Source organism: Dissulfuribacter thermophilus (assembly GCF_001687335.1).
GTDB classification, from domain to species: Bacteria; Desulfobacterota; Dissulfuribacteria; order Dissulfuribacterales; family Dissulfuribacteraceae; genus Dissulfuribacter; species Dissulfuribacter thermophilus.
In genome coordinates this window covers 16003-28333 of record NZ_MAGO01000017.1, presented here as the reverse complement: position 1 = coordinate 28333, position 12331 = coordinate 16003, and the positions used below count along the sequence as shown (strand labels likewise).

12 protein-coding genes are annotated in these 12331 nt (G+C 53.9%); 8 read left to right on the top strand and 4 right to left on the bottom strand.

The features are described from left to right. A partial coding sequence (locus tag DBT_RS11390; RefSeq protein ID WP_067620778.1) for a caspase family protein occupies nt 1-1658 on the bottom strand: 1658 nt, incomplete at its 3' end. 203 nt (nt 1659-1861) lie between these two features. On the opposite strand from DBT_RS11390, the gene DBT_RS11385 reads away from it, so the two are divergent. The 8 genes from DBT_RS11385 to DBT_RS11350 all read left to right on the top strand — a co-directional run bounded on the left by DBT_RS11385 (nt 1862) and on the right by DBT_RS11350 (nt 9221). Beyond that, nucleotides 1862-2737: a hypothetical protein gene (locus DBT_RS11385; protein ID WP_067620775.1), complete on the top strand. Its 876-nt coding sequence runs from the start codon at nt 1862-1864 to the stop codon at nt 2735-2737. Nucleotides 2738-2781: 44 nt separating this feature from the next. Beyond that, entirely contained in the window at nt 2782-3348 is a 567-nt protein-coding gene (locus DBT_RS11380; RefSeq protein WP_067620773.1) for a hypothetical protein, read from the top strand. 4 nt (nt 3349-3352) lie between these two features. Continuing rightward, on the top strand, nt 3353-4033 hold the full coding sequence (locus DBT_RS11375) for a hypothetical protein (protein ID WP_067620770.1): 681 nt from the start codon (nt 3353-3355) through the stop codon (nt 4031-4033). Between the two features lie 2 nt (nt 4034-4035). Further along, a complete protein-coding gene (locus DBT_RS11370; RefSeq protein ID WP_067620767.1) occupies nt 4036-4587 on the top strand; it encodes a hypothetical protein in 552 nt (183 codons plus the stop codon). A 184-nt stretch (nt 4588-4771) separates the two neighbouring features. Further along, nucleotides 4772-5392, top strand: coding sequence for a hypothetical protein (locus DBT_RS11365; protein ID WP_161939976.1), 621 nt, complete (start codon nt 4772-4774; stop codon nt 5390-5392). 7 nt (nt 5393-5399) lie between these two features. Further along, nucleotides 5400-6224: a lytic transglycosylase domain-containing protein gene (locus DBT_RS11360; RefSeq protein ID WP_067620761.1), complete on the top strand. Its 825-nt coding sequence runs from the start codon at nt 5400-5402 to the stop codon at nt 6222-6224. Between the two features lie 33 nt (nt 6225-6257). Further along, nucleotides 6258-7631, top strand: a complete 1374-nt coding sequence (locus tag DBT_RS11355) for a hypothetical protein (protein ID WP_067620758.1) — start codon at nt 6258-6260, stop codon at nt 7629-7631. A 51-nt stretch (nt 7632-7682) separates the two neighbouring features. Continuing rightward, nucleotides 7683-9221 carry a DUF6844 domain-containing protein gene (locus DBT_RS11350; protein WP_067620755.1) on the top strand — a complete coding sequence of 513 codons (1539 nt, stop codon included), beginning with the start codon at nt 7683-7685 and terminating at the stop codon, nt 9219-9221. Between the two features lie 62 nt (nt 9222-9283). On the opposite strand, the gene DBT_RS11345 is transcribed toward DBT_RS11350, so the two are convergent. From DBT_RS11345 to DBT_RS11335, 3 genes are all read right to left on the bottom strand, one after another. Continuing rightward, nucleotides 9284-9742 carry a PD-(D/E)XK nuclease domain-containing protein gene (locus DBT_RS11345; RefSeq protein ID WP_161939975.1) on the bottom strand — a complete coding sequence of 153 codons (459 nt, stop codon included), beginning with the start codon at nt 9740-9742 and terminating at the stop codon, nt 9284-9286. Between the two features lie 103 nt (nt 9743-9845). Further along, complete coding sequence (locus tag DBT_RS11340; RefSeq protein ID WP_067620748.1) at nt 9846-10829, bottom strand: hypothetical protein; 984 nt, start codon at nt 10827-10829, stop codon at nt 9846-9848. Further along, the gene (locus DBT_RS11335) at nt 10813-12324 is read right to left on the bottom strand and encodes a tetratricopeptide repeat protein (RefSeq protein ID WP_161939974.1); all 1512 of its coding nucleotides are present in this window, start codon (nt 12322-12324) and stop codon (nt 10813-10815) included. Before DBT_RS11335 ends, DBT_RS11340 begins: the two co-directional genes overlap by 17 nt. Nucleotides 12325-12331: the final 7 nt, after the last annotated feature.

Here is a 12331-nt window from a genome sequence, read left to right as displayed (position 1 = left end):
TTTTCCGCGGCCTTTTGATACCAGTAAAACGCCTTGGCGTAGTCCTGTGACACCCCAAGGCCATTCTCATACAGCAGTCCCAGTATCGACATGGCCCAAGAGTTCCCCATTTTCGCCGCTTTCTGGTACCAGTAAGCCGCCTTGGCGCAGTCCTTTGACACGCCAAGGCCAAACATATACATAAATCCAAGGTTGTTCATGGCCAAAGGCTCCCCCTTTTCCGCGGCCTTTTGATACCAGTAAAACGCCTTGGCGTAGTCCTGTGACACCCCAAGGCCATTCTCATACATAAATCCAAGGTTGTTCATGGCCAAAGGCTCCCCCTTTTCCGCGGCCTTACGAAACCAATAAACCGCCTTCTCGTAGTCCTTTTCTATGCCTAAACCATCCGCATAGGCACTTCCTAGCAGAAACATGGCCTCCACGTCGCCCCTGCCTGCCTCCTTCTTCACCTGGCCTATGGCTTGATCAGCCAATATCTTTGCCTTTTCAGGATTAATCTTAAAACCACAACCGCCTTTGTAATACAGCATGGCGAGCCACATACGGGCCATGGGATCTCCCTTTTCTTCAGCCTCGATGAAGAGCAGGATGGCCTCTTCATGGTCGATCCGCCCTCCGGTACCTTCGTAAAGTGAAATGGCCTTCTCGCGTATCTGCCGTGCTTCTGAAACCTGTTCACGTTTTTTAACCGGTATGGGAACCGCTTTCGGTGGTTGCGCACTGGTCGCAGTCTTGACTGGTTGCTTGCCGGGCAAGAAAAAGAAATCGCCGATAAGGGATGAAGACTCCCAGGGGACCTGTCTGCCGCCTGTCTCTTCAATCACTGCTTTTCTGACGTTCTTGAAAACCTGTTCTACAGGCAGGCCAGGCACCTCCATGTATTTCAGGAGGTGCTTGGTGTAGATGCCGTTTCGGCCCGTGCCGTCTTCGGCCACCTTGCCAGGACCCGTAGCATAGGCGATGAGGGTGCCTGTTGGAGCGTCCATACGGGCAAGGCCAGAGACAGCGGAACGGAAGGAGCGGGTATAGGGATTGCTCCTGCATGCATCAAGAATAATTATATTCAGGCCGTTTCCAGCAAGGTTCATGGTGTCAAGCACGAGGCCCACGTCCACAGCCTTATACTTTACGTCGGTTTCGTCATATATCTTGGCATCCACTGGAATAAGATAATTCCTGCCTTCTACCTGGAGGCCATGACCGGCATAATAGAAAAGGCCGGTACCGCCTTGCCGCAGTTTCCTGCCAAAACGGCGGATGGCCTGTTCCATTGTCCGCTGGTCCGCATCTGTTAAAAGGGTCACATCGAACCCAAGGCGTTTGAGTTTTGCACCCATGTCCCTTGCATCATTGGGAGGATTCTTGAGTGGCGCATTTCCATAAGCCCCGTTTCCTATCACAAGGGCAACACGCCGGGCCTGATCTTCCGATATATGGGCCACCGGTGTGATTCCACGGCTGGCATAAGACAAGACAGGAATTACAAAGACTAGACAAAACAGGATAAACAAGGCAGTGATAACTGGATTAGAATTCTTTTTTAAAGCAAGGAAAAAACACACCATCTCCCTCCCTTCGATCTTAATTCTTAATGTAATAACAGATATTCCACATTCTGCAATTCCACCTGCGGGAAGTATAATTGCTGAATCCACACTACCGGTGCAGTGAATATCTCCACAACTCGGTGGATTTGTCGCTTCGCTCCTTTTTTCAAGAAATATTTCCCCGTTGGATACAGAGGGCGCGATCCGCGCTCTTCATGGATGGAGTCAAAAACATTTTGAAGAAAAATTTTCCCCGTCCGTCTATAGCCAACAACAACTGATTAACCAGGTCTGGACAAAGGAGGAATGAGATGAAGGTATCTTTTCTGGCTATCGTTTTGATCGTGATAACCTGTGCGGGGCCAACGGCCTGGGCCTCTAACGGCGTTGCGATCCAGAAGGTGATCACTAACACCAGGGCCGAGCTGGGCCAACTGGCTTCGTCCAGCAAGTCCAGGGAAATAGCAAGGCTGCTCCAGAGGTTTGACACCCAGTACAACACCTGGAGCACGTCATGCGGCGGAGAAAATTTCGATCCAGAGGCGGCCAGCGACGCGTGTAAGGCAATGGCAGCACAAATGCGCGAGACTGGCATAGCCTTGTACGGCAAGCTGGCAAGTTATCTGCCGGACGTGGCCGCCAGGTACGAACAGGGGGCCAGGGCCTCCGACAGGATACTCGCCAGGAGCGGGATCGACCGCACCCCAGCGGAGCTGTATCAGGCATCCATGAACGGTGACGCCGATGCCCCGGCCCTGGGGGCACTCGATCCAGGTGACGAGAGCAGCCCTTTCGACCTGGCAATGGATGATTTTCCTGATCCCACGGACGAGTTGTTTACCGCCCTTGAAAAGCTGGTTCCTGATTTCGGCAACGAGTTGCCCGAAGCGGTGAGGGCAGCCAACGCCAGGATAAACATGATGAAAAAGGCTCGAAGGGCGCGCTACCTGGCCGATCAGTTCAGCAAGGCCAAATTCATGCTGGAGTCCCAGAGAGACTACGGTGAGATAGTCTTCAACATCACCAAGGGAGTGAGCGCCATGCCCAAAGTCCTGGGAATTCAATATACCGGCACCCGTCTCTACGCCAAGCCCAATCAGAAAGTACTCGATTACTATAACCGCGCGGTCCATAAGAAAAGCGGCTCAGGAAAACCACAGACAGGCGGCTTCGCCCCCAGGTCATAAGGGGCACAGTTATAGCTCAAAGGTTTAAACAGGAGGCATACGACATGATTTACAGGATGGTTTCAATAATTTTACTGGTAGCGCTGACCTTTGCATTTACAGCATGCGCCAATCTCAATCCTGATCCAGTGGTCCGGAATGTAGAGAAGCAACCCCTCTCATCCATAGACCAGATAGATTCCTTCAAGCCCGAAGTGGCATCCGCACAGGCGCTGGAGGTGATTAACAACAACCGTTACAGCCAGGAGTTTTTCGAAGAGGTGTTTGCCCGGCTTGTAGATCAGTGCAGCAACAGCCGTTCTCCTAAAAATGCCGACATCATTTGGGAAAACTTCGTAAATCCCTTGAAGATGAGCGGCAAGGTGCCCCCTGACCTGGCTGTCACCACATGGAACTACTACTTCTCTTCCCAATTCGTAAGCCTTCCCTCCGGCAGCCCAGTCACCGCTTATTGCAGTGAACTGCCGGAGATAAAAAGGAACATTGAAAAGGAATACAAGTTGAAACAGGCCGGATTCAACATCTGCAACCAGGGTAAGCCTGATTCCCATTTCGTCAAGGCCATGTACGTATATAACACCATGTGGGCTGCGTGCCATCCTGAGGAGTGATCCCGTGAGACCACTGCTTCTCATAGCTGTTTCAATGGCTCTGGCCCTTGTCATCGGAATGGGTCTTGAACGTGCCGGGATTGTGCGTTTCCGATCGCCAGTCAAGGGCGTTGGTAAAAACATTGAAGTTCCAGAACCGGGTGAGAAGAAAAGAGAAAGACCGCTTGCATCAGCCCATTCTCCAGCCGTAACAGCCCAAGACCTGTCGGCTGTACAGGATAAAAACACCAAGGGCAATAGGACTGCGGAAGACGCCGGTTCTGACACATTGGAGTCGGAACAGGAGCAACAGTCCCATGTCAAAAAAAGCATTGGCGCCGCTGGTTCCAAGGATACCCTGGCCACTGCTATGGAACATGCCATGGAGTTCCTCCAGGGAGACAGGTGCGCCAGTCCATCTGGCCTTGAAGGGGCGCTGAGGAGGTTCCTGCATGATAGCGGCCTTGGGGAAAAGGAAACCTCCACCATCGTAAGGATGGCCTTCTGGAAGGGGTTTGTCACTCTCCAGGAACCTGGAACCATTCCTCCTTCCTCCCTGAAACAGGCCTTTGCCAGGGAGGAGGAGTTGAAAAGGGCCGGGTTTCGCTGCATGGGCATTCCCTTGATGGAATCTGAAGTGGAGGCGGCCAGGAGCAGGCTGACGGAGATTTTACGGTCTAAAGAAGGGAAAGGCGCGGAGGATTGATCATGAAGAATATGATCATGGTGCTATTTTTATCCCTCTGTTGGACCGCCCTTTTTCTGGGGCTCGGCATCTTTTCCGGCATACTGACCGTAACCGCATCTCAGGCATGGCTGCTTAATCCACTGGCATTTGTCTACCGGCATCTGCGGATGTCCGTGGTTCCCTTCGGGGCCCTTTTGATGCTGTATGGATGGCTGATAGCCAGGATAAGGGGCATCCTCATGGAGGAAGAGGTGGATCTGGCACGCCTCAGCTATTATGACAGGCTGCTCAACACAACAATAGCCACCTTTTTCGGGGTTGGCGTCATTTGGACTGCCGTGGGCATGGAAAGCGCTCTTATGCACGCCCTTGACGGTATCAGCGGAGGAGATGCGACCAGTCTTACGGCATGGGGGCTTTTGAAGGAACTGGTAAATGGTGGACTGTTGCTGGCGCTTAGCACTACAGTAGTGGGCGGTGTATGCGGTTACCTGCTGAAGATGTTGAAGATTGTTCTCATAGGCGTACAGTGGGACAGGCGGATACTGGGTATGGAGACGGAACGTGGATAGATTCGGGCTATTGAGGGGAGATACAAGCCAGGATGACCAATTGCTGGAAACCGACGTGATGCGGTTTGCGGCCATAATCGGCATAGTCTTCTGGATAATCTTCGCCCTGGTAAAAAGCATACCCTTCAAAGAACCCAGAACAAAAATGGATGATGGCAAAAAAGGCATGTCCATCGCATCTCCCATGCCTATGGTCCAGGAGGATAAGGCTAGGCCCCGACCGGCACCCCCGGTGCAACCGCCTGCCCCGAAACCATCTCCGCCCACACATGTTGCTACGCGCAGGCCTCCAGCCCCGGCCCTGACCGCTGAAACTCCGAGACAGGCCGCCTTTGGGCCAGTCCCACCAGCCAGGCCAGCGGAGCCAGAGGAGGAAAAACCAAAATCCGCCCTTAAGCCTCCTGAAGTAAGGGGGGTGTTACTCCAATTCGAAAGTCTGGATGGACTAATGGAGCTTGTCAAGGCCGGCAGGGTGGAACTGTACGGAAGGGCCAGGGCCACCGGATTCGATCTCTTCTTTTCCGGCCTGCCGGACAGGGGCGGAGTCCGGTTCCGGGGCGTAACCAGTCTTCCTGAGGTGTTGTGGAAGATAAGGAGCGGCAGGGAGCGGGAGTGGTTCCTGGAGCAGATGGCCTTGGCCTATCCTGCAATCAGGGCCTTTCCAGACAAGCAGGTGCTGGTCCATTTCTCGGATTCAAGACTTGAGGAGATGGTGGATAGACGATTTCAGGAATTAAAGGCCCAAGGTGCGAACGGCATTTTGTCTGTTACCGGAGCCGGAGAGTTGATATTCAATGGGAGGTGAACGGACCATGAAATCGGGCTTTAATGTTAAACTGGTCGGGCTGGTCATGTTGTTCCTGTTTTTTTTGACAGCGCTTGGTGCCGGGATGCCTGGAGCTGCCCCTTGCTCCGTCTCCCCGGACCAGGGCGTCAAACAGGATCTAAACTCTGTTTTCGAATCTCCGATTGAGGTCAGCGGCTATCCCTACCAGGAGGAGTTCGCCAAGGCCGCTGCCAGGTACGGGCTGCCACTGCCCTTCGTGCTGGCCGTGGCAAGGGGAGAGTCCTTCTTCGATCCCGAGGCGCGAAGTGCCAAGGGGGCCTTAGGGATCATGCAAATCATGCCGAAGACCGCTGGTGATTATGGAGTGGAGCCTGATCTTCTCCTGAACCCGGCAACGAATATAGACGTAGGCGTTCATCTGCTCTCGGATCTCCATAAGAAGTTCAAAGACCCATATCTCACCCTTGCCGCCTATTACTGCGGACCGGGAGGGGTAGAAAAAGATTCGGGCAATGTAGGGAAAAATTGCGATGAATACGTCCGCTACATTCACTCCCATCTCAAGACCATTGTGGCAGATGCCAAAAATGGTAACGTGATGGAACAAAAGGGTCTCAAGCGCTTCGTCCTGGCCAGTTTCGACAATTTCTTGGACTGCCGCAACTTCATCCAGTTCATTGAGGACAGAATAGACGGATTACGGTTGGACAGCTTCAGAAAGGAAGTACCGTATAATGATTACGTGAGGTATCAATATCAGGTACTCGTATCCTACAGGAACAGGGGCGAAAAACAAAGGATCTGCGCTCAGGTGCAGGAGAGGACTGGTTTTGCCTTTTGCAGCATGTGATAAAGATGAAGAAAAGGTCATGGAGGTGGGACATTGCGATATGAAATAGTAAGAAGTTGGCACTTCGGTACGGCTGGGCTGCGTCCAGTCATGATGTTTTTGTGGCTTGCGGCGATACTGACTCTTTCCGCCTGTGCTGGAAAGCAGATGGAAGTGGCCCTGGAAGGCCAGCCATATCCCTTGAGAGACCGTGTGCCTGAAGAATTTTCATTCAAGATCAAGGCTCCGGAGACCATTACTTACCTGTCGACTGTGGATGAGGCCTTGCTCACGCCGGACCGCAGACTTGAGGTTCACATACTCCGTGGACTCTCAGAAATATCTGCCAAGGATCAGGTACAGGAGGTGCTGGACGGCCTGTGGGAGTCTGAACCCCTGGTGCGGAAACTACTGCAGAAGCCAGGGCCAGAGGCCAGAGATTATTTCTATCCTCTGGCTGAGCTATATTACATGTTGAACACTGGGGCCTCGGATGAATGGAAACGGGAGGCGTCTGAACGGCTCTACCGCAAGGTATTCTGCAATATGCATCCAAACCAATTATCAGGATATGCCCTCCACTTTTACACCATGGCGCTTTTAAAAAGGAGGATGTTCAAGGAGGCCGATCCGTTTTTCAAACGGCTCAGGACCTTTACGCCTGCCGATGTCTATATGAAGGACATGGTCATGGTTATTGATATGGCTTGCCGCCATGGAGACCATGCCTACGCTGCCTCAATGATGGCTAAAGCCTGCGGCTTCGCCCAGGCAAACGGCATAGAGCTCCCAGAGGTGGAACTGCGCCATTGCCTTTCTTGCCTAGTGGAAGCAGGCAAGGCCGGACTGGCGGCCAAGGAGATGGAGCCACTGGCCAAGGCCTATCCTGAGCTTGCCAGTCATTCATTCTGCCAGACGGTAATGGCACACAGAAGTAGCGTAAAACCCACCAGACATACGGTCCGACGTAAGTCTCGGCCTGCCATTTTCAACAGCAGACCGGCCCCTGAGCCTGTTCAAGTAGGAGGCCGGGAAAAAGAAAATACAAGGGATATCACTGTGGTAAGGGTTCAGACCATCAAGGCCTCGCGGGACCGCTATTATCTCGACCCGGCCCTTGAAGGCATAGGAGAAGAGACGCTCTTTGCCCTTGAATTCACCAGTTTTTCTCTGGTCAAGGAAAATGAGCTGCGCCTTGCGAGGGGTGAAAGCGGCACGGTCTCCTTGGCACGTGGGCAGGTACTGAGGATCAACTCCAGGGGACGTGAGCAAGGCAAATGCCGCCTTCGCGTGACCATTGAACAAGGCCATAAGGAAGTTTTCCACACCGAGCTTGAATCGGTTGACCAGGGAGCAACCGTTATCGGCAGGGAAGAGACCGGAGAAGACGGAACGGTCCTCTTGAGATTGATTACTTTGCTGCCGTAACAGGATGAATTTGATGGTAATATTTTTGTTGTGATAAAAGGAGGAGAAAAAATGAGGGAAAAAGGTATGTTACATCGATCCATGCTGCTTGTGGCCGCAGGTTGTCTCATTGTCATGCTGGTATCCATTGTGTCATCTATTGATGCCAGTGGGCCAGAGGCGGACGAAAAGGCTGCCGTGGCTTCTGAGGTCCAGGAGTGGAGGGTTTTTGCAACCAGTCCGGGGGTCAAGATATTGAGCGAATCCACAAGCCATCCAGGCGTTGTGCTTCCGCACGGCAGGAATCCTGTGGAGGCCGCCTACGAATGGCTTGACAACAAAGGGTTTGAGGAAGGGAGGAACCTCTACAAGGGCAAGCTTCTCTATATCAGCGTGGGAACTGCCGTGATCAATGCAAGGCCCTCTGACCCGAACTTCATCGACAGCCGTTATCTTGCCTTTCAGCGGGCCGAGTTGGAGGCCAAGGCCAAGACTGCCATATTTTTAGGAGTGGATATTGCCACAAGACGCGGCAGTTCTGAGCGCGAGATCAATCCAGAGGAGCGCAAGGAACTGGAGCGGATCATTAACTTTAGCGCCAACTTCAGAAAAAAGGCAGCACAGGCAGGGATCCTGGACCAGCTCTATACCATTGCAAAGAAAAGCGCCAGGCTGGTGGAGGCCAAGCTGGACAGGCAACTCATGGATTCCGGGGTGGATGTTGCTGCCGAAAAGGCAAACAAGGCCAGGAAGAAGGCCGCGGCCAATGCCAGGCGGGCCAGGCTCAACAAGTTGCGCAATATAAGCCAGGTCTCTCTCAAGGCAGCAGCCTGCGCCTTTGCCGATGTCCAGGGGACCCAGACCATCCAGACATTTGAGGGCTCTTATCACAATGGTTACCAGGTGGTGGTGATCACGCTCTGGTCCCTGAATATGCAGCGCATGGTTGACACCATGGTGGAAGGAAGAGGCCCGGCCCCACTCCCAAGAAAGCGGGCCAAACAGGAGGTGCTGGCCCAGCTTCCGTCAGACCCCTCCCAGCTTGCATGTCTGTCTGGAGTAAGGGTATTCATAAACCAGCACGGCGAGCACGTGCTGCTTGCCTTTGGTCAGGCAGGGGTCAAGGTGATTGGCGGCCGCAAAGACAAGGCCTATGCCCTGGCAGGAAAAAAGGCAAGGCTGCGGGCCATGGCAGCAGTGCGCTCCTTTATGGGTGAACGGGTGTTTTTCGCCGCCACCGAGGATATGATGGAGGTCCTTGCGCAGTACCTGGACGAGGCCACAGGAGAAGGCAGCGACGAATACCACGCCATCAGCAAGTTTCAGGAGAAGATCGAGGCAGTGGCCAGATGCCAGAAGGTGCGCGGGCTCCACGGTCTTTTCACCAAGGAACTGAAGCATCCATTCACAGGCAGGCCAATGGTGCTCAAGGTCATGGCATGGTCTCCACAGTCCCAGGCGGCTGCCATGGAACTGGGAAAGGCCATTGAAAAGGGGGCAGGTGCGGTGGCCCATCCAAGGCCCAAAAGACAGGTGGCTCCTCTAGGGCCAGTGCCTGAAAAAAAGGGCCTGGTATCATCAGGAGAGGGGGCAGACCCGGATGCATTTTAATGCCTGTAACTGCAAAACAAGTAACAGTGCCAGATTTTCCCATTGCAGTGAAGCCCTCTGCGTCAATGTAAGGGAGCAGGAAAATGCTCATCCTCCACCTTCTTCACCCACACCTTCTTGCCGTCAGATACCACCACCAGCTTGATGACGTTGGTAAAACCGCGGGCCTCCAGCTCCCTTGCATAGGCGCGCCTTCCTATCTGCTCCACTGCCTCCTTGATGGCCTTCTCAGGCTCTTCCTCGTAAAAAACCGCTATGCTCTTCATCTCCATGAGGATTGCAGGACGGCTCCGGTCCTCCCTGGGCACTACCAGGATGTCATAACGTCCGTAATCAAGCTCCCAGTTTGAGCTTATCTCATAATCCCTGCCCAGATTAAGGAGCATCCCTAATACGAACGCCTGATACACCGCCTCGGGATTCTTCCCCCTGACATCGAAAAAAGAGAGAGTTGTTATTACAAACTCATTAACCAGAGGGGAAAACTGGTCGATATTTCCCTTTACCAATACACGAAGCATGGCCATAAGTTTGGCATTCCCAATGGCACTCTTGTACGGTCGGGCTGGGTCCAGTCATACAGTGCCAGATTTTCCCGTTGCAGTTAGGCGTTCTACGTAAATGTTATTCTCCTTTTGTACACCCAAACTCCTTTCCCATGGCCACATAGAGATGTTCGCCCTCGGGATCCTGCCACACGGCCACCACCGGCATGGCATTGATTACGCCGCTGACCTCCTCCTTGTGAACCTCCATGAACTCCGACAGATGGTTAGTCCTGACCACAGCCCCATCTGTCTCCACCACCTCTCCCTCGGAAAGCCGCTCCACGCAAACTATAGTGATTCCGTCGCGCCTTGCCAGCAATTCCTTTACCGCCCTCAGCCTGGCTATACGCCTTGCACGGGCAGGGCCTGCAGAAAGGAGGGCCTTGCCGCTTGCCAGCAGCACCCGGCATTCCCCGGGCAAGACAAACCCTTCCGCCCCGCCGTAAAGGGCAAGGGTAAAGTTATGACGCAACAGGGTGACAAAGGGCTCCTCGCCCTCTAAAAGTCGTATTTCAACCGGCTCGTGCCTCTGTCCGGCAGCATCCATTGCCACCTGGCCGTCACGAACAACGAATCCCACTGCCACGAACACCGCACCCCCATCATCGGCCTTCCACGACCCAACCACAGGGGCGCGCCTCAGCACCGCACTGGAGACCGATTGAAGCTCCTGGCGGTGGACCATGGTTCCCTGTTTGCCTGTGACAGTACGAACGGCCTGCATCTCTTCTCCAAATATCCTTTGGACCAGGCTGCTCCTGGCCATAATGGAGGCTGACCTTACGGCCCTATCGATCCAGGCCTTGTCCGTCCCTTCGATAAAGCCCTGGCCCACTCCCACCACCACGGTCTCTTCATCAGATATCCTGAATATATAGGCCCCCGGAGACGAAAGCCTCCCACGCTCTTCGAGCAGCGCCCTGTAAGGCTGTAGAAGGCGCATATCCTTGAAGGCCAGGGACGGGGCAGCCAACCCCAGAAAAAGCGATAAAATGAGAAAAAAGGCCGAAAGACGCGGCATCCAGCAAACGCTTTTAACACTTCTAATCCAGGCCGCCATCCATAACCCTCCTATGCCACTTGACAACCCACTTATTGGCACTGCCCGCCACCTCCGGATGGCTGAAATAATACCTTGTTGCCCCCTTCAGCCCAAGCTCCTTGCAACAAATTCCAAGATTCACCAAGGCCATGTCATAGCCAGGGCGCAACCTAAGGGCTTGGAGCAAAAAGGGAATGGCCAGGAAAGGCCTTCCCAGATTGCGGTAACAGGCGCCTATAAGATTGTAGGCCTCAGCACAATATGGATACCGGTCCCTTGAGACAAGAAGCTTATCCAGCACCAGGGCCACGTCCTCATCCCCAGTAGCCTGGCTGTACGCCGTGATTGCCTTCTTAAAATCCTGGTCCGCCTGGACTGCAGGGCCTTCCAATGCGTTGCCAGCGCTAAGTAGCACCAGGCGACTGACCTGGGCACCCATATCCGAAAGCCTCGTGGCCTCCTTGCTCCACTGGTCCGGCACAGACCGGCGACGCCCGGTCCGGGACAAGATCAGGCGGTAGAGTTCCGCCTCCGGACTATTGCAGCCTTCAAGGCACGAGACCAGAAGTTTCAGGGCCTTTTGATCCTGGCCAGGGACAGCCAAGGCCCTTTCCAGGAACGGGACAGCCATCGGATAGCGTCCCTCCTTCATGAAATGTTCAGCTATGAGCAGATAGGCTGAAGAACAGGCCGGATAGACAGAAATTGCCCTGGAGGCCAGATCCAATGCCTGGGTCCAGCGGCCCTTTTCCCCTGCTTTACGGGCTTGCATAACCATTGATTCAGCCTGTATCCGCCTCTGCTGTATAAGGGCCAGTTTAAATATTTCCCCTCCATAGCCGGAACCTCGCCTACCCCCGGAAGGACACGTAACCGAACATTTAAGGCCAGTTCCAGCTAACAACTCTCCCATCCGTGCCCTTATGGACGAGGCAAGCCTGGAATGTCGCGGCGTCAAACCAAGGGAAAACGATAACCCATCAAGGGACAAGGCATTTGACTGGAGATAAGCGGAGATGGCAGAAGGAAGATCGGGAAACGGGCAGACAACCCCTGCCGCGGAGGATAGGGGAACCGCACACATGGCGTATTGGCCATACCCTATCTCCCATTGCCGCAAAACAGTCATCCTTTCAAGGCGAAGAGGAGGAAGCGCCGGGGCCAGCAGGAGAAAAAAATCCTGGATCTGGTCCTGCTCCAAAGAGGCGGTAAGCTGCCCACACACCGCGGCCATACCGGCCATGCGGATAGCAGAGGCAAGGGCCTTCTTCATGGCAATCTCATTGGCCTTATCCTGCCGGTAGCTTCCTGGAGACACGGTTTCAAGCGCAGTGGCATAGATCCATCCATCTTGCTCCACAACACCCGGGGCCTGTTTGAGCCGGGAAGGCGCACTGTTCCAGCCAGGGGAAGAAGATGAGGCTAAGGCCGGGAAAGTGCGCCCAGCCAGGAGAAGAAAGGAAATGAGCAGCAATGTAAAGTGCCGGAGGAGTCGAAGGTGGTGTATTGTCATCTGCATA